This is a genomic window from Mucilaginibacter sp. R-33, from assembly GCF_049949235.1.
GTDB lineage: Bacteria > Bacteroidota > Bacteroidia > Sphingobacteriales > Sphingobacteriaceae > Mucilaginibacter.
This window is the reverse complement of record NZ_CP188089.1, coordinates 6,513,690-6,531,970: the sequence shown is the minus strand read 5'-3', so window position 1 is coordinate 6,531,970 and position 18,281 is coordinate 6,513,690. Positions and strand designations below refer to the sequence as shown.

The 18,281-nt window shown below is 42.8% G+C and carries 16 protein-coding genes; 12 read left to right on the top strand and 4 right to left on the bottom strand.

Annotated features, from left to right (window positions below):
• The first annotated feature begins 74 nt into the window (after positions 1–74).
• Together ACP26M_RS27355 and ACP26M_RS27350 are read left to right on the top strand one after the other, a co-directional pair.
• Positions 75–2,585 (top strand): AsmA-like C-terminal region-containing protein, encoded by a 2,511-nt coding sequence (locus ACP26M_RS27355; protein WP_426584981.1) that lies wholly within the window; start codon positions 75–77, stop codon positions 2,583–2,585.
• Between the two features lie 334 nt (positions 2,586–2,919).
• Positions 2,920–3,780: a sigma-70 family RNA polymerase sigma factor gene (locus ACP26M_RS27350; RefSeq protein ID WP_090528912.1), complete on the top strand. Its 861-nt coding sequence runs from the start codon at positions 2,920–2,922 to the stop codon at positions 3,778–3,780.
• Between the two features lie 207 nt (positions 3,781–3,987).
• Here ACP26M_RS27350 and ACP26M_RS27345 read toward each other — a convergent pair whose 3' ends face one another.
• Together ACP26M_RS27345 and carA are read right to left on the bottom strand one after the other, a co-directional pair.
• A complete protein-coding gene (locus tag ACP26M_RS27345; RefSeq protein WP_426584979.1) occupies positions 3,988–4,485 on the bottom strand; it encodes a helix-hairpin-helix domain-containing protein in 498 nt (165 codons plus the stop codon).
• Between the two features lie 122 nt (positions 4,486–4,607).
• Positions 4,608–5,708, bottom strand: a complete 1,101-nt coding sequence (gene carA / locus ACP26M_RS27340) for a glutamine-hydrolyzing carbamoyl-phosphate synthase small subunit (protein WP_426584977.1) — start codon at positions 5,706–5,708, stop codon at positions 4,608–4,610.
• Between the two features lie 292 nt (positions 5,709–6,000).
• Here carA and panB point away from each other — a divergent pair, with 292 nt between their 5' ends.
• Together panB and ACP26M_RS27330 are read left to right on the top strand one after the other, a co-directional pair.
• Entirely contained in the window at positions 6,001–6,816 is an 816-nt protein-coding gene (gene panB, locus ACP26M_RS27335; protein WP_426584975.1) for a 3-methyl-2-oxobutanoate hydroxymethyltransferase, read from the top strand.
• 62 nt (positions 6,817–6,878) lie between these two features.
• On the top strand, positions 6,879–7,625 hold the full coding sequence (locus tag ACP26M_RS27330) for an RluA family pseudouridine synthase (protein WP_426584973.1): 747 nt from the start codon (positions 6,879–6,881) through the stop codon (positions 7,623–7,625).
• A gap of 24 nt (positions 7,626–7,649) precedes the next feature.
• Here the strand turns inward: ACP26M_RS27330 and yiaK are convergent, their stop codons facing one another.
• Positions 7,650–8,633 carry a 3-dehydro-L-gulonate 2-dehydrogenase gene (yiaK, locus tag ACP26M_RS27325; RefSeq protein ID WP_426584971.1) on the bottom strand — a complete coding sequence of 328 codons (984 nt, stop codon included), beginning with the start codon at positions 8,631–8,633 and terminating at the stop codon, positions 7,650–7,652.
• 89 nt (positions 8,634–8,722) lie between these two features.
• On the opposite strand from yiaK, the gene ACP26M_RS27320 reads away from it, so the two are divergent.
• Together ACP26M_RS27320 and purN are read left to right on the top strand one after the other, a co-directional pair.
• Positions 8,723–9,229 (top strand): DUF5004 domain-containing protein, encoded by a 507-nt coding sequence (locus tag ACP26M_RS27320; protein ID WP_426584969.1) that lies wholly within the window; start codon positions 8,723–8,725, stop codon positions 9,227–9,229.
• A 107-nt stretch (positions 9,230–9,336) separates the two neighbouring features.
• The gene (purN, locus tag ACP26M_RS27315; RefSeq protein ID WP_090528933.1) at positions 9,337–9,915 is read left to right on the top strand and encodes a phosphoribosylglycinamide formyltransferase; all 579 of its coding nucleotides are present in this window, start codon (positions 9,337–9,339) and stop codon (positions 9,913–9,915) included.
• A 344-nt stretch (positions 9,916–10,259) separates the two neighbouring features.
• Here purN and ACP26M_RS27310 read toward each other — a convergent pair whose 3' ends face one another.
• A complete protein-coding gene (locus tag ACP26M_RS27310; protein WP_090528942.1) occupies positions 10,260–10,496 on the bottom strand; it encodes a hypothetical protein in 237 nt (78 codons plus the stop codon).
• Between the two features lie 195 nt (positions 10,497–10,691).
• Between ACP26M_RS27310 and purH the strand changes: the two genes are divergently transcribed.
• The 6 genes from purH (at position 10,692) to rodA (ending at position 18,278) form a co-directional block, all read left to right on the top strand.
• Positions 10,692–12,218 (top strand): bifunctional phosphoribosylaminoimidazolecarboxamide formyltransferase/IMP cyclohydrolase, encoded by a 1,527-nt coding sequence (gene purH / locus ACP26M_RS27305; RefSeq protein ID WP_176627990.1) that lies wholly within the window; start codon positions 10,692–10,694, stop codon positions 12,216–12,218.
• A gap of 272 nt (positions 12,219–12,490) precedes the next feature.
• Positions 12,491–13,513 carry a rod shape-determining protein gene (locus ACP26M_RS27300; RefSeq protein WP_090528947.1) on the top strand — a complete coding sequence of 341 codons (1,023 nt, stop codon included), beginning with the start codon at positions 12,491–12,493 and terminating at the stop codon, positions 13,511–13,513.
• Between the two features lie 125 nt (positions 13,514–13,638).
• Entirely contained in the window at positions 13,639–14,472 is an 834-nt protein-coding gene (gene mreC / locus ACP26M_RS27295) for a rod shape-determining protein MreC (protein WP_426584965.1), read from the top strand.
• Positions 14,465–14,983, top strand: coding sequence for a rod shape-determining protein MreD (locus ACP26M_RS27290; protein WP_426584963.1), 519 nt, complete (start codon positions 14,465–14,467; stop codon positions 14,981–14,983). The genes mreC and ACP26M_RS27290 overlap by 8 nt, the downstream gene beginning before the upstream one ends.
• Positions 14,980–17,016, top strand: a complete 2,037-nt coding sequence (gene mrdA / locus ACP26M_RS27285) for a penicillin-binding protein 2 (protein ID WP_426584961.1) — start codon at positions 14,980–14,982, stop codon at positions 17,014–17,016. Before ACP26M_RS27290 ends, mrdA begins: the two co-directional genes overlap by 4 nt.
• The gene (gene rodA / locus ACP26M_RS27280; protein ID WP_426584959.1) at positions 17,013–18,278 is read left to right on the top strand and encodes a rod shape-determining protein RodA; all 1,266 of its coding nucleotides are present in this window, start codon (positions 17,013–17,015) and stop codon (positions 18,276–18,278) included. The genes mrdA and rodA overlap by 4 nt, the downstream gene beginning before the upstream one ends.
• The last annotated feature ends 3 nt before the right edge of the window (positions 18,279–18,281 follow it).

Sequence of the window (18,281 nt, the reverse complement as noted above, 5' to 3'; positions counted from 1 at the left end):
ATACCGTGTGTTAATTATATGTTACAATACAAACAATTATATAACCATAACGCTTTAACAGTAAATTAGTTGAAATGCCAAAATGGTTAAAAATAACCTTAAAGGTCGCCGGAGCGCTCGTTGGTTTAATTATAATTATGTTCATCGCCCTTACTGTTTATGTTAGTTATAACAAACAGAAAGTACTTGCTATGATCACCTCCGAGCTTAACAAAAACCTAAACGGCACTTTAACTATCGGCACCATTGATCCAACGTTGTTCAAAGGTTTTCCCGGTGTATCTGTTGAGTTGAAAAACGTGGTATTGAAAGATAATCGCTGGGCCCAGCATCATCATACTTTACTAACCGCCAAAGGTCTTGAAGTATCAGTAAATGCTTCGGCCCTTTTAAAAGGCGAAGTGGTAATCAATAAAATAGATATCAGCAATGCCGATATCGACCTGTTTACCGACAGCAGTGGTTATAGCAATACATCTATATTTAAAACAAAACCTACAGTTGAAAAAGACCCAAAAGAAAAACAAACCAGCTCTTCCACACAAATTAGGAGCTTTTCGTTAAACAAGGTAAACTTTGTTGTTGACGATCGTCATGCTTATAAACTATTCAAATTCGCTGTTAATGATATCCGGGGCCACCTGGATTACCCTGCTAAAGGATGGAACGCCGATATCGACCTGAATACCATGGTAAACAGCTTTTCCTTTAATACCAAAAAGGGGAGCTTCATGAAAAACAGGCTGCTCAAGGGGCATTTTGATATTAGCTATAATTATGACTCGCAGGTTATTAACGTAGCACCTAATAACTTAAATATAGGTGATGACACATTCAACGTTACTGCCAGGTTTGAGCTTAAAAAACCTGAAACCCCTTTTACAATTAACTTAAAGGTTAATGACATTTTATGGACCAGCGCTGCCAATCTGCTTGCGGCCAACATCACCAAAAGCCTCAAAATGTTCGACCTGAAAAAGCCCATTGATGTAACCTGCGATCTGAGAGGGGCTTTCGGCGTTAAGGGCGATCCATCTATTTACGTTACTGCCAAGGCAAAGAATAACGTTTTGAAAACCCAGGGCGGTACAATCGAAAATTGCAGCTTTAACGGAACGTTCAGCAACAACTATATTAATGGCAGGGGTCTGGGCGATGAAAATTCGGTAATCAGGCTTTATCATTTTAACGGCAACTATAAAGAAATCCCTTTTACTATCGATACTGCGTTTATCAACAACCTGAATACACCTGTCGCCACAGGGATTTTCAGGTCACGCTTTCCGGTTAGCAAACTCAACGCCATCATAGGAGATGAAAGCCTTAAATTTACTAAGGGGATTGCCGATCTGAAACTGGCTTATAAGGCTGATATCGTGAATTTCAAATTCACCAAACCCTTCGTTACCGGTAATGTAGATATAAAAAATGCAGATGTAAGTTACCTGCCCCGCAACCTGGTATTTAAAAACAACTCCATTGCCTTAAAATTTACCGATAAAGATCTCTACATAAATAATATCCGCCTGCAAAATGGCGGTAGCGTAGTGTACATGCAGGGTAAGGTGAGCAATTTCCTCAACCTGTATTATACCGATCCACAAAAGATTTTGATTGTATGGCAGATCACCAGTCCGCAGATATATCTTGGCGAGTTTTTAGGCTTCCTGAACAACCGCGGATACGAACGCAGTAAAAGCAGTGCAGGAACGGGCAAAAGGATGTCCAATGCTAAAATTACCAGCCAGCTTAATACCGCCTTTGATAAAGGGCAGGCCGAACTTCATCTGCGCTTAGCCAAAGTATATTATAAAAAGTTTTTGGCGACAGATGTTAATGCCGATATCCTTTTAGCCGACAACACCATGAAAATGCGCAATGTAAGCCTTAAAAGCTCGGGCGGGTCATTAAACTTAAGCGGCCTGGTACAGCAGGGACCAATCAATAATTTTGCTATCAGTACTACCATTAACCATGTTAATACTAATACATTCTTTGCATCGTTTAACAATTTTGGGTTAAAGGATTTTACGAGTGATAACCTCAGGGGCTTCCTTTCGGCAAGGGCCGATATTAAGGGGGGGATCAATAATGCGGGTAACCTGGTACCTAAATCAATAAGGGGAACCGCTATGGTAAACCTGAAAGAGGGTGCCCTGGTCAATTTTTCGCCGATAAAAAGTGTGGGTAAGTTTGCTTTTCCCTTCCGCGATCTGGATAACATTACTTTTAGTGACCTGAAAGCCCAATTTGATATCAATGGCGATAAAATCAAAATTGCGCCCATGCAAATTAACTCCAGCGTGCTCAATATGGACGTTGAGGGCACTTATTCGCTATCGCGGGGTACTAACATTGCACTTGATGTACCGATACGAAACCCAAAGAATGACAGCAAAATAGCAGATGAAACCGAACGTAATAAAAAACGTATGAAAGGCATTGTTTTACACATACTTGCCACCGATGGCGATGATGGTAAAATAAAAATTAAGTGGAACAAAAACCATAAAAAAACAAAAGCAGATGATGATGAGCAGAAGACAGATGACACCCAACAAGCGCCCGAACCTAAACAAGATTAGTTTAATTTCAAAAAATATTTACATTCACCGTTGTTTCATGGTGTTTAAATGACACTATAATAGCAAATAAATGCTTACCTTTGTGCTGTTCATTATAGGGTAATATGTTGATTACACATTCTGGTTAGCACATTATTTTAAAACTTTTAAACCGCTCGCTCCTTACAGCAATAATATCAGTAGCAAACCCTCGTTTTAAATATTAAATACTTATCCCGGGTTCACAAATAAAGAAGGAAGCAAAGTTTAATGTAATCTGTTTTTACCTCCGGTTGTTTAACCCGGCACATGTATCTTATTGAACCGTTTTTAGCTTAATAATCTGTATTAAAAAATGAGACAACTTAAAATATCCCAATCAATCACTAACCGCGAATCGGCATCGCTCGAAAAATACCTGCATGATATTGGCAAGGTAGATTTGATCACAGCTGAAGAGGAAGTGATCCTGGCGCAAAAGATCCGTGAGGGCGACCAGGTAGCGTTAGAACGTTTGACAAAAACAAACCTTCGCTTTGTGGTATCGGTTGCTAAGCAGTACCAAAACCAGGGCCTTACCCTGGGCGACTTAATAAACGAAGGAAACCTTGGTTTAATTAAAGCGGCAAAACGCTTTGACGAAACCAAAGGCTTTAAATTTATTTCATATGCCGTATGGTGGATCCGTCAGTCAATCCTGTCGGCCATTGCCGAGCAATCGCGTATTGTGCGTTTACCACTGAACCAGATTGGCTCATTGAGTAAAATTCACAAAGCAGCTTCAAAACTGGAGCAGGAGTTTGAAAGACAGCCAACACCCGAAGAACTTGCAGACAACCTGGAAATTTCGGTTGATAAAATTGCCGATTCAATGAATAACGCCGGCAGGCAGATTTCAATGGACGCACCTTTCATCCAGGGTGAAGAAAACACCTTGCTTGACGTATTGGCCAGCTCTGATGCTGCCACCGATACCGAAGTAATGGCTGATTCATTATCACAGGAAATTAAACGCTCGTTAGGTATCCTTGCCGAACGTGACCGTGAAGTACTGATGTTATTCTTTGGCCTTGGTGGTCATGCACCTCACTCATTAGAGGAAATAGGTGAAAAATTTGATTTAACCCGTGAGCGTGTTCGCCAGTTAAAAGACAAGGCTTTGATGCGTTTACGTCACAATTCAAAATCAAACCTGTTGCAATCATACTTAAACTAATCCAGGATATATCCGCCTGAGTTTTTATACCGAAACGCGAATGATTGCTCATTCGCGTTTTTTGTGGTGATGTTTTTTAATTCCCTCCCCCGGGAGGGGTGTGGTGGAATGTGTAATGGCAGGGAGGGGTTTATACAACATTGCCCAATTGAAGAAACCCCTCCCTACACCCTCCCAAGGGAGGGAATCGCACAATCCCGTACTTTTTTATTTACTCCCCACAAACTCTTTCCCCTTACGATACTGCGGCAACTCGTACCACGCCTTTGCAGGTCGGTTTGCAGGGAAGCCATGCTCGGCCCGGTAAGCTTTTCGTTCGGCAGTAAAATGCCACCAGTTTTTACCAGTGTCGCCATGTTTAATATAATCCGCCAGTAATCGGTATGAATCCTCCACGCATGGATCGGCCCAGGCACCCACATGCCGTTCAAATGCATTGAATAGTTCAACCGGGTCTTTTCCTTCCAGTTGTTGTAATGAGTAATAGCCTTGCTGTATCAGTTCAGTTGCAAAATTGATCCCTAATGACGGAATACTTTGGAACTCAATCAACGCGTTGATCTCCCTGGCACGTTCGGTATCCGCATTCAATATCATTGCAACTTCATCCGGGGCGAAAGTAGTGAGATCGGCTATTTTTGTTTTTTGAGCCCGGAGAATAGCTTTCTCTTCTGCCGTTAAAAGCAGGTTAATTGATTTCTTCATAATTCAGGCAGGTATATAACTAAGTTAAAAAGGAATCCTGAGAAATAAAAAAGCCTTCCAAACTAAATTGAAAGGCTTTCGAACATCCGCACATTTAAAATCTGTACAGGTGCAATCAAAATTTATTTCATCAATTTGATAAAGTCATCAAACAAATACCTTGAATCATGCGGACCAGGTGAAGACTCAGGGTGATATTGCACCGAGAAGGCCTTTTTACCTTTTACGCGAATGCCTTCTATGGATTGGTCGTTCAGGTTAACGTGGGTGATCTCTACCTTATCCGAAGCACGTACGGCTTCCGGCACTACACCAAACCCATGGTTTTGGGAAGTAACCTCGCAATGGTTAATGATGATATTTTTTACCGGGTGGTTTAAACCACGGTGACCGTTAAACATTTTTTGAGTTGGGATATCGTTAGCCAAAGCCAGCAACTGGTGGCCTAAGCAAATACCGAACATCGGCTTATCAGCAGCTAAAATCTCCTTTACAGTTTCAACCGCATAAGGCATCGCTGATGGATCGCCGGGACCGTTTGAAATGAAATAGCCTGTAGGGGCAAAATCTTTCTCCATTTCGGCATAAGTAGTTTTTGCAGGGAATACTTTGGCATAAACCTCGCGCGAATCAAAATTGCGAAGGATGTTTTTCTTTACACCAAGGTCAAGCACCGCTACACGATAAGGAGCATCGTCGCTGCCAAAAGTATAAGTTTCGGTAGTTGATACCTGCGATGAAAGCTCCAGGCCATCCATAGAAGGTACCAGGTCAAGTTTTGCTTTCAGTTCATCCAGGTCTAATATTTCTGATGAAATGATGGCGTTCATAGCGCCTTTATCACGGATGTGGCGAACAAGCTGACGGGTATCTATATCAGATATACCAACTATGTTTTGCTCCTGGAAATAATCCTGTATCGATTCATCGGCCTGTTTACGGCTGTAGGCGATGTTGTAGTTTTTGCAAACCAGGCCTGCGATTTGTATCCTGCCCGATTCAACCTCTTCATTAGCAATACCGTAGTTACCAATGTGCGCATTGGTGGTTACCATAATTTGCCCAAAGTATGAAGGGTCGGTAAAAATCTCCTGGTAGCCGGTCATGCCGGTATTAAAACAAATCTCGCCGGTAGTAGTACCCATTTTGCCCGCAGCTTTACCGTAAAAAACGGTACCGTCGGCAAGCAGCAATATAGCCGGTAATTTGGTGAAATAATTCATTGCTTAAAAAAATTGAAAGGGTTAAATGATCGGATCGCCTGGTTCAAAGCCCCGTGAAAACTGATAGAAATATTGAAGTAAGGAACTTCCGGATTCACGGCGCAAAAGTAGAAAATAATTTCGGATTTCGGGTGTGAGATTTTGGAATTATTTTGATTTCGGATTTATTAGGCTTTCTGCCGATAAAATAACAAATCAAAAACAGAAAAATCCGAAATCGAAATTTCGAAATCCGAAATCCAATTAATCCAAAATCAAAAAGTACCTTTGCAGTGCGATAACACATTTATCAATGTCTGTAAATAAAGAAATAAAGCGTATCACCACCAATACCATCCAGGAGATGAAGATTCGTGGCGAAAAGATCTCTATGCTTACCGCATATGATTATTCGATGGCGACTATAGTCGACGATGCCGGGACTGATATCATCCTTGTTGGCGATTCGGCCTCCAATGTGATGGCGGGTCACGAAACTACGCTGCCTATAACGCTCGACCAGATGATCTATCATGCATCATCTGTAGTACGTGCGGCCAAACGTGCCCTGGTGGTTGTCGATCTGCCTTTTGGATCATACCAGGGCAACTCAAAGGAAGCGCTGAACTCAGCTATCCGCATTATGAAGGAAGCCGGGGCGCACGCCGTTAAAATTGAAGGCGGCGTTGAAATAGCCGAATCAGTTAGCCGGATCTTAACCGCCGGCATCCCGGTAATGGGACACCTTGGCCTTACACCGCAATCCATATATAAGTTTGGAACATACACTGTACGCGCCAAACATGAAGCCGAGGCACAAAAACTGCGTGAGGATGCCCTTAAACTCCAGGAACTTGGCTGCTTTGGTATTGTATTGGAAAAGATCCCGGCCAAACTGGCCCAGGAGGTCTCCGATAGCCTGCAGATCCCAACAATAGGTATCGGCGCCGGTCAGCATTGCGACGGCCAGGTATTAGTGATCCATGATATGCTGGGGATTAATAAAGGCTTTAAACCCCGCTTTTTACGCCAGTACTCTAACCTGTATGACATCATGCACGATGCGATCAAAAATTACAATACCGATGTAAAAAGTAACAGTTTCCCTAACGAGAAGGAGCAGTATTAATTAGCCTATAGTTGATAGTTCATAGATCATAGTAAAAAAATGATGGCCATGAACTATTAACCATGAACCATGAACTAACACAAATGGCCCGTCCTGAATTTAATTATAACAATGCCGATATTACTGACAAGGATGTTCTTTATGAGGACAACCACCTTATTGCCATAAATAAACGCGCGGGAGACATTGTACAGGTTGATGAAACCGGTGATGAGCCCTTGGACGAAAAAGTAAAAAAATACATCGCCAAAAAATACAGCAAGCCCAACGGTGCATTTTTAGGCGTGGTGCACCGGCTGGACAGACCGGTAAGCGGCGTGATCCTGTTTGCCAAAACCAGTAAAGCGCTCGACCGCATTAACAAAATGTTTAAAGCCCGTGAAATGCATAAAACCTATTATGCAGTAGTGCGCAAAAAACCATTTCCCGAAGAAGGCACCCTGGTACACTGGCTGGTAAAAAACTCACAGAAAAATGTAACCAAAGCCCATGACCGCGAAGTGCAGGGCAGCTTACGTTCGGAGCTAAGTTATAAGTTAGTGGGCGAGCTAAACGGATACTATTTAATTGAGGTTGACCCGATAACCGGCCGCCCGCACCAGATCAGGGTGCAGCTTTCAACTTTGGGCTGTCCCATTGTGGGCGATAATAAATATGGTTATCCCCGTGGCAGTCTGCGCAAAAGTATTTGCCTGCATGCACGCAAGCTCACTTTTGTACACCCGGTAAAAAACGAGCCGGTTGCCATCATAGCTCCCGTACCGCGCGATGGCTTTTGGGAAAAATTTGAGGGAATGATGGTAGGGTAATTGGTCAGTAGTCAATCCATCGGCTCACATATTCAATACCCTTTCCCAGATCTCCTCATTAACAGGTATCCCATCCTGTAAATTCCGCTCTCTGGTTTTGAGCATATTTTCGCCAGGGTATGAAACCTGTTCACCATCAACAGGATTGCTGCTTTTGGTGTAATCCAGGATCTCATTTATTAAACGCTCATTTTGCTCAGTGTCTGTTTTCAGGCAGATAAACACTTGCGATACGCCCCACTCCTTTTCGTGTTCGCTGATTTTTGAGGTAGATTTTCCTCCGCTTAATAGTGTCGCCAGCAGATCAAGCATCAGCGATAAACCCGACCCTTTCCAAAAGCCAATGGGCAGCATCCGTTTTGACTGCAAAATGGCATCGGCATCGGTACTTAAGTTCCCTTCATGATCATACCCGCCGGGCAATGGCAAAGGTTTATTTTGCGATTTGCTCTCCATCAGCTTACCTACCGAATATTGCGAAATAGCCATGTCCAATAAGACATGTCCGCCCTTACGCGGCACCGCAATAACCAGGGGATTATTACCAAGCCGCGGGTCGAGCCCGCCCCAGGGCGGCAGGTTAGCAATGGTGTTTGTAAAACAAATGCCTATAAATCCGGCATCTGCCGCTTGCAAGCCATAAGTGCCGCCACGCATCCAGTGGTTAGTATTTTTGATAGCCACGCAGCCTATGCCGTACTCTCCGGCCAGTTCAATAGCCCGGCTCATACACGTGCTTGCGTTTAACATGCCAAGACCAAAATTGCCGTTCCATTGCTCAATTGCACCCAGGTTGTTTACCATTACAGCTTCCGCATCCGGTTTAAACAAGCCTTCCTTTACAGTTTGTACAAAAGCAGGAAACCGGTTAAGGCCATGACTGTAAACACCGTCCCTGCTGTTGGCGGCAAAAATGGCGGCGCATTGCCGGGCTTTTGCAAGCGGCAGATCAATACTTAATAGTACTCTTTCAAATTCGGCTTCAAGTTTTTGGTATGGAACGCGCATTGGTTTTGAAATAAATTTAATTTATAGCGTTTATTACAGTGTACTGATGCAAGGTAATCAACCATATTTTATAATTTTGCCTTTAATAAATGAAAAGAACTCCGCTGTTGTTTTTCCTGTTTTTAATAAGTATTGCGCTGATTGTTAATTCATGCAAGAAAGATAACTTAAGCCACATACCCGGATTGTTAGCAGGTAACTGGCAATTGGCTTCTATAACCGTCACCAATTATGTGGGTGATGCTCAGGTTTCTTTAGATACCTTAAACCAAACTTGCGAGGATACACAGCTTTTCACCTTCAATGCCGACAACTCCTGCAGCTACACTAATTTTCAATGCAGATCAGATACTGCGAAGGGCCGCTGGTCGCTTACTGCAAATAAATTATTTTTAATTTCGGATATGGTTTGTAACGATACCACCAAAGCATCGGCCGGTACCTCAAAGCCATTTGAAAACACTAAAATAGTTACCCTGGGTAATTATTCGCTGGTATTAGAAACAGGGGATGTTGAACCAAACTATTCGGCAACAAAAAAACGACGCATTATGCGTTATGGGTTTATCAGGCAAAAAGTAACTGCCACCCAATAGTTTTAATATTTTTAATTGTAAAATGGTTTTAATAGTTTCAATGCCAAGTAAACAGTCAGCCCGATGAAACTATTGTAGCTTCATCTTCGTTGAAAAACAAATTATCGATGAAAAAAAGAATTGCCATTTTCGCTTCAGGTTCCGGCTCAAACGCCCAAAAGTTAATGGAGCATTTTAAACGCAATGCCGATGCCGAAGTTGTGCTAATACTTACCAATAATCCTCAAGCTTACGTTTTACAGCGTGCCGATAACTTTGAGGTACCCTCGCATATTTTCAGTCGCCATGAGTTTTATGAAACAGACGGTGTTATCCGCTTGCTTAAAAATTTACAGGTTGATCTGATTGTATTAGCCGGTTTTTTATGGCTTGTGCCCCAATCATTATTAAAAGCATTCCCCAATAAGATTATTAATCTGCATCCTGCCCTGTTACCCAAATATGGCGGCAAAGGCATGTACGGCGATAACGTACACCGCAAAATATTGGAAGACAAAGAAGAGGAAAGTGGCATCACCATTCACTTCGTTAACGAAAACTTTGACGAAGGCGAGATCATCCACCAGTCGAAATTTAAAATTGAACCGGGCGATACGCTTGAGATCGTAAAATTTAAAGGCCAGCAGTTAGAGCATAATCATTTCCCGAAAGTTGTTGAGGCGCTTTTAAAGAAAATGAAGAGTTGAGTTGTTTAGTGATTAGGGGGGGGGTATCTAAGTTCTTTTATGGGTTATTAAAACAACAATGACCCATGTATAATTTCGTAAACAGTCAATTCACCATCAACAATTTTAAAGGCTATAACCCAGTCATTGAAATGACTGCAAGAATATTTGAACGCGGCTAAAACCTCATGATTACAAATGGAATGCTATACCGGGTACAGCTAACCTTTTGATAGCTGTCTTGAATTTCAAAGCAAATCTTGCACCGCTTCCCGGCGTATTTTTCGATTCTACAAAATCAACAATCGCATCAATAACCTTTAAGGCCTTAGGCTTAATAGTAACGTTCAAAATACAGAATGGGCTTATTGAGTATATTTAGAAAAAGCTTTATCTAACGGGATAGCTTCTTCATCAAGATCTTTATTTAAATAATTAATCAGCTCTTCGTCTGTTGCTTTTCTTCCAATCCCCCTCGCGACGTCAATTGTATTCAAATCCTTAACTTCTTGTGTTTGCGCAGAAAGACCAAGCTCTTCAGCAAGCTGCATCAACAAGCGGGTCTTTTTTTCCGAATTTGATTGAATAATCACCGTAGTCATATACTAAGTTACCAATTATTTATGAATACCTCAACAATTAGCCTATCGAACGCACGGTAATACACATTAAATATCGCCTGCTATAAAATTTCGATGTGGATAAATATCGATCCTATGCTAATAACTAATCTCTAATTAACTAACCTCCAATTAACTAAATATCACTACCTTTGCGGCTCAAAAAACAGTGTGTACATGAGCCAGTCAGTTCAAATAAAAAATGCTTTAATTTCTGTTTATTACAAAGATAACTTAGAGCCCATCATTCATGAGTTAAACCGCCTTGGTGTAAATATCTATTCAACCGGAGGTACCGAAACTTTTATCCGCAATTTAGGTGTAAATGTGATCCCGGTTGAGGACCTTACCTCTTATCCTTCAATCCTTGGTGGCCGTGTTAAAACCCTGCACCCTAAGGTTTTCGGTGGTATTTTGGCCCGCAGGAGCTTTGATGGAGATAAACAGCAGTTAGAGCAATATGAAATTCCTGAAATTGATTTGGTAATTGTTGACCTGTACCCGTTTGAAGAAACTGTACAATCAGGCGCCGGTGCCGAAGATGTGATCGAAAAGATCGATATCGGCGGTATTTCTTTGATCCGCGCAGCTGCAAAAAACTTTAAAGACGTAGTGATCGTAGCTTCAAAAGATGACTACGCCGGCCTTGAAAATATCCTGAAAACGCAGGAAGGTGCTACCACAATTGATCAGCGCCGTTCATTCGCTCAAAAAGCATTCAACATATCGTCAAACTACGATACACATATTTTCAACTACTTTAACGAGGCTGAACCACTCCCGGTATTTAAACAAAGTATCCAAACCAGCCAGGTTTTACGTTATGGCGAAAACCCTCACCAAAAAGGAACTTTTTATGGTAACCTTGATGCCATGTTTAACAAACTGAACGGCAAAGAGCTTTCATACAATAACCTGGTTGATGTTGATGCTGCCGTTGCTATTATTGATGAGTTTACTGAGCCTACTATCGCTATCCTTAAGCATACTAATGCCTGCGGTGTAGCTTCGCGTTCATTTATTAAAGAAGCATGGATCGATGCCCTGGCTTGTGACCCTGTATCGGCCTTTGGTGGTGTTATTATTGCCAATGCCGAGATCGACGCAGAAACTGCAACTGAGATCGACAAGATATTTTATGAGGTGCTGATCGCTCCGGCATTTACAGACGAAGCAGTACGGATCCTTTCTGGTAAAAAGAACCGCATCCTGTTGGTTCGCCAGCCGGTTGAACTGCCTGTTAAGCATTTCAAAACTTTATTGAACGGTGTAATTGAGCAGGATAAAGACGCGGTTATTGAAGGCCCGGCCCAAATGACTACTGTTACTGAAAAAGCACCGACTGAGGCTGAATTGAAAGACCTGTTCTTCGCTAATAAAATTGTAAAGCATACCAAATCAAACACTATCGTGTTTGCTAAAAATAACCAGCTAATGGCAAGTGGCGTTGGTCAAACATCAAGGGTTGATGCACTTAAGCAAGCCATTATTAAAGCTCAAAGCTTTGGTTTTGATTTGAATGGTGCAGTAATGGCGTCTGATGCGTTCTTCCCGTTCCCGGATTGTGCCGAATTGGCTGCCGAAGCCGGGATCACCGCAATTTTACAACCGGGCGGATCAATTAATGACAAGCTTTCGGTTGCCATGTGCAACGAAAAAGGCCTGGCTATGGTTACTACCGGGGTTCGTCACTTTAAACACTAAATTAATGGTTGATTGGGTTGATTAGGTGAGTAGTTTATTAGGTTAAAAACATTTGATTTAAGAGTAGGGATTGATTTGGTGAAAAGGAAAACTGTTTTTAACCTGTTTTAACTTAATTCACCTGTAAATCCGGTCAACCATCTAATAAATAAACTCTATCTACCCAACTCCCACACAATAAATGTGATTTTTTAACGCTTAAGTTTGCAAAATGCTAAACTATTTAAGCGTATTTTTATAAACTTTGCATAACATACTGAAAGAAATACCAGATGGGTTTATTTAACTTTTTTACACAAGAAATTGCTATCGATTTAGGTACAGCAAATACCCTCATTATACATAACGACAAAGTTGTTGTTGACGAACCCTCGATCGTGGCGTTCGACAGGACAACGAATAAAGTGATTGCCATTGGCAGGCAGGCCATGCAAATGGAAGGTAAAACGCACGATAATATCCGTACCGTGCGCCCGCTTAAAGATGGTGTAATTGCCGACTTTAACGCCGCCGAGCACATGATCCGTGGGATGATCAAAATGATTAACCAGGGCAAGGGATGGTTCTTCCCATCATTGCGTATGGTGATCTGTATCCCATCAGGTATTACCGAGGTTGAGAAACGCGCAGTACGCGATTCGGCCGAGATTGCCGGCGCTAAAGAGGTTTACCTCATCCACGAGCCAATGGCCGCAGCTGTAGGTATCGGCATCGACGTGGAGGAGCCGATGGGCAACATGATCATCGATATCGGTGGTGGTACTACTGAAATTGCCGTTATCGCTTTATCAGGTATCGTGTGCGACCAGTCGATCCGCGTAGCAGGAGATAACTTCGACTCGGATATCGTTCAATATATCCGTCGTCAGCATAACATCATGATTGGTGACCGTACCGCCGAAAAAATCAAAATTGAGGTTGGCGCCGCCCTTCCTGAACTAAGCGAGCCGCCGGGCGACTTTGCCGTACAAGGCCGCGACCTCATGACAGGTGTACCAAAACAAATTATGGTATCATACACCGAAATTGCACATTGCTTGGATAAATCTATCTCCAAGATTGAAGAAGCGATATTGAAAGCGTTGGAAATTACCCCTCCCGAGCTTTCGGCCGATATTTATCAAACCGGGATCTACTTAACCGGTGGGGGCGCATTATTGCGCGGTTTGGATAAGCGAGTGGCTGCCAAAACCAAACTACCCGTTCACGTCGCCGAAGACCCTCTTCGCGCCGTAGTACGCGGAACCGGCACCGCCCTTAAAAACATTGGCAATTTTAAATTTTTAATGCAGTAACTGAGTTAGTGATTAGAGTTTAGCGATTAGAGATTAGTGTTATTGGAATACTAATCTCTAATTCCTAATTTCTAATTTTGCTATTGACAACTAATCTCTGATCTCCAATTAACTAATCTCCAACAATGCGTAACCTTTGGATATTTATAACTAAGTATAACGCGTTTTTTTTATTCCTGATTTTTGAGATTAGCTCGCTGCTTATTTATATCAAATACAACTCATTTCAAAAAGCGTCGTTTATTAATTCAACCAATAAGGTAACCGGTACGTTATACAGCCAGGTTGATGCCTTAAAAGAATACCTGTCATTAAAAGAAACCAACGACAGCCTTGCCCGCGAAAACGCTAAACTTCGCGGCCAGCTCAAAGCTTCCATGTATGTCGATACTGTTGAAAAGCACAAGGTTAATGATACCGTTTACAAGCAACAGTACAGTTATATTGTAGCCAAGGTAATCAATAACTCATTCAATAAACGCAGCAACTATATTACTATCGACCGGGGCAGCAGGGACGGGATCCAAAAAGATATGGGTGTAATGACCGGGGCAGGCATTGTGGGCCAGGTTATTGCCGTAACCGAGCATTTAGCGATTATTCAGTCGGTTTTGCATAAAAACACGCGGTTTAGCGCTATGCTTGCAGGTACTAAAGATATAGGCTCGTTTGTATGGGGCAACGATCTTGATCCGCACAGGGGTGTATTAATAGATATCCAGAATAACGCGCAGCCCAAAATTGGCGATACGGTGGTTACCTCGGGCTATTCACTTTTCCCTACCGGTATTCCGTTTGGCAAAGTCACCAACCTGCATGCCAAAGGCGGCGGTTTACTCATTAACGTTGAGGTAGCCTTAGCTGTTGATTTTACAAAGCTTCAATACGTTTACGTGGTCAATAACAAATTTGCCAGTGAACAAACGGGACTGGAGGCCGTACAAAACAAAAATGAGTAGGACTATCCTTGTTAACCTTGTTAGGTTTATAGTTTTGGTTTTTATGCAGGTTTTCCTGTTAAAAAACATAACGTTTTATAATCTTGCCACCCCTTATTTCTATATCCTTTTCATTTTGTTGCTTCCCTTTGAAGTACCTAATCTGCTGCTGTTTGTACTCTCGTTTTTGACAGGCCTCACTATTGATGCTTTTTATGATACACCGGGGCTTCATGCTGCGGCCTGCGTTGTGCTGGCATTGGTACGTGTACTTTTCATCAGCATCACGGTTCAAAAGGATGGCTTTGATAACGAGCCCGAACCTACTTTGAGTATCATGGGTTTCAGGTGGTTTCTTACTTATGTGTTGATACTTACTCTATTCCACCACTTTTTCCTGCTTAATTTAGAGGTTTTTAGTTTTTCTGAAATACAATACACACTAAGCCGTGTTGTTTTGAGTTCATTGTTTACCGTATTTTTAATACTAATTTCGGGCCTGCTATTTTTCAGAAGGAAAGAACGTAAATGAATAAGTTTTTTGAACGCCGCTACGTTGTTACCGGTATTTTTATAGCTATCATATTAGCCCTGCTGGGAAGGCTTTACTATATCCAGATAGTTGATGACAAGTACGAGATCTATGCCAACAGTAACGTAAGACGCACAACCATACTTTACCCTGCCCGCGGGCCTATACTTGACCGTAACGGCAAGATCCTTGTACAAAACGAACCCATTTATGATGTTACCGTTAACCCCAAGGAAGTAAAACCTTTTGATACCTTGTTGTTTTGCAAAATGATAGGTATTGATAAGGAAGGTTTCGACAAACGCTTTGCCAAGGCTAAAAAACAATCGCCCAATACACCATCCGTATTTGAAAAACAAGTTTCGGTTGAGCTGTATGCCTCATTACAGGAAAAGCTTTTTGAGTTTCCGGGCTTTGATATCGTTCGCCGTACTATACGTACCTATCCTGATTCAGTTGCTGCACAGTTTTTAGGATTTATTGGGGAGGTAACCGACAGGGACATCAAACGCTCAAACGGATATTACCGCCTTGGCGATTATATTGGCGTTACCGGCGTTGAAAAGGCCTACGAAAATGTGCTGCGCGGTCAGCGCGGCGTACAGATACAAATGGTTGATTCGCATGGTGTACCCAAAGGTTCGTTTGCCAATGGCGCGCTTGATACCGTACCCCGTTCCGGCGAGCGTTTGACCTCGTCGTTAGATGTTGACCTGCAAAGGCTCGGTGAAAAACTGATGCAAAACAAACTGGGCAGTATTGTGGCCATAGAGCCATCATCGGGCGAGATCTTATGTTATGTGAGCAGCCCTACCTATGACCCTAACCTCATGGTAGGCCGTCAGCGCGGTAATAACCTTGCCAAAATGTACAATAACCCGTATAAGCCATTTTTCATAAGGCCTATCCAGGCACAATATCCTCCCGGCTCATCATTTAAACCATTAAGTGCCCTTATCGCGCTGCAGGAGGGCATCGTTAACCCGGGCGAAACCTACTATTGCACCGGGCACTACCGGGCGGGCAACAGGTTGGTCCCGTGTAATAAAGGCGAAGCACATGGTTCGGTAAACATGAGCCGGGCGGTGGCCGAATCATGTAACGGTTATTTTTCGATGGTATTTCAGCGTATTGTTGACCGGTACGGCGTGAAACGGACTGAAGCCAATTTTGCAGCATGGCGGGCCAATGTGATGAAATTTGGCCTCGGTGCCAGATTAGATCTTGACATGCCTGCCGAAAGCCGGGGCAACGTACCCACACCTTTGCATTACGACAACGTTTATCGCAAAGGCGGCTGGCGTTCAAGCACCATCATTTCATTGGCTATTGGCCAGGGCGAGCTTTTGGCAACCCCATTGCAAATGGCTAACCTGGAGTGTACTATTGCCAATCGCGGGTATTATTATAAACCGCATTTAATTAAAGCTATAGGTACCAAAAACGTAATTAAAAAAGAATACGTTGAAAAAAACTACGTTGGGATAGATTCGGGATATTTTGAACCTGTTATTAACGGGATGCAGGCGGTAGTTGAAAACGGTACAGCCCGCAGGTCAAAGATACCTGATATTATTATGTGCGGTAAAACCGGTACCGCGCAAAACCCGCATGGTGAGGACAACTCGGTATTCGTGGCCTTCGCCCCACGCGATAATCCTAAGATAGCGATTGCTGTTGTAGTTGAAAACTCGGGCGAGGGTGCGCATTGGGCCGCTCCTATTGCAAGCTTCATAGTTGAAAAATATCTAAAAGGTAAGATTACCCCGCGCGAATCGGGAATTACAGTTGATTATTATGCAAATGCTAATCGCCTGCCCGATCTTAGCCTTTATGCTCAAGACCTGCAAAAAGAACGCAGGCGTGACAGTATCAGGGCGGCAAAGGTTGATTCCATCAAAAAGTTCAAAGCCGATTCAATTAAAAAATTCAAAGCCGATTCGATAAAAAAAGAAAGGCGCGAATCAGCTTATAACAATAGGCCTGCGAACTGGATTAAATCATTAACGGGCGGGAGGCGGGGCAAGTCATGAGCAATCAGCAGCGGAGTTTCTTCTTCAATGTAGACTGGCTTACGGTTTTTCTGTACCTGATATTATGTACCATTGGCTGGTTCAATATTCATGCTGCAGTTTTTGACCCAAATCATCAAAGCTTAGTCGATGCCTCTACCAATTACGGCAAGCAGTTTATTTACATCTGCGTATCCATTGTGGTCGGTATTGTGATCCTCCTGCTCGAAAGCCGGTTTATTGCAGCCTTAGCCCCGGCATTTTACGTGGTGATTGTGCTATTATTGATACTGGTGCTGGTGATAGGCCGAAACGTAGGGGGTAACCAGGCCTGGATCAACATGGGCGGCGGCTTCCGGCTGCAGCCTTCGGAGTTTGCCAAGTTTGCAACCTGTTTATTGCTTGCGCGATATTTAAGCGGCACCAACATCCGGGTTACCGAACCCAAATCATTTTTAACGGCCGCCGTGATTATCGGATTCCCGATGTTGCTGATCATGCTGCAGCCCGATACCGGTTCGACACTGGTATTTTGCTCTTTGATATTTGTTTTATACCGCGAAGGGCTTTCGCCTTATTTCCTGGTGATAGCGGGGTTGTTCATCACCCTTTTCGTTACGTCGCTATTATACAATCCGCTATATATTATCCTGATCCTGGCTGTAATAACCGCTTTCATTATCTTTTTATTTAAGCGTAACAGGCAGCTCATCAAAACCGTGATCATCGGCCTTGCAATCTCTATAGCGTTTATATTCAGTGTAAAGTTTATTTATACCCACGTTTTAAAGAAACATCAAACAGAGCGTATTAACATACTACTGGGTATCACTACGGATTTAAAGGGAAAAGGCTATAATGTAAACCAGTCGAAAATAGCTATAGGCTCCGGAAAAATGTGGGGTAAAGGCTATTTACATGGTACACAAACCCAATACTCGTTTGTACCCGAGCAAAGTACCGACTTTATTTTCTGTACCGTCGGCGAAGAATGGGGCTTTGCAGGTTCATTAACGGTAATAAGCCTTTTCATGTTCCTGATATTGCGGGTAATTCTCATTGCCGAACGGCAGCGATCGCCTTTTACGCGTATTTACGGTTACGGTGTAGCTTCAGTGTTGTTTTTTCACGTAGTGATCAATATCGGTATGACCATCGGGGTAGTACCCGTTATCGGGATCCCTTTACCCTTCATCAGCTATGGAGGCTCGTCATTACTAAGTTTCACCATGCTCCTGTTCACGCTTATCAAACTCGATTCAAACAGGAAATCAAATGTTTGATAA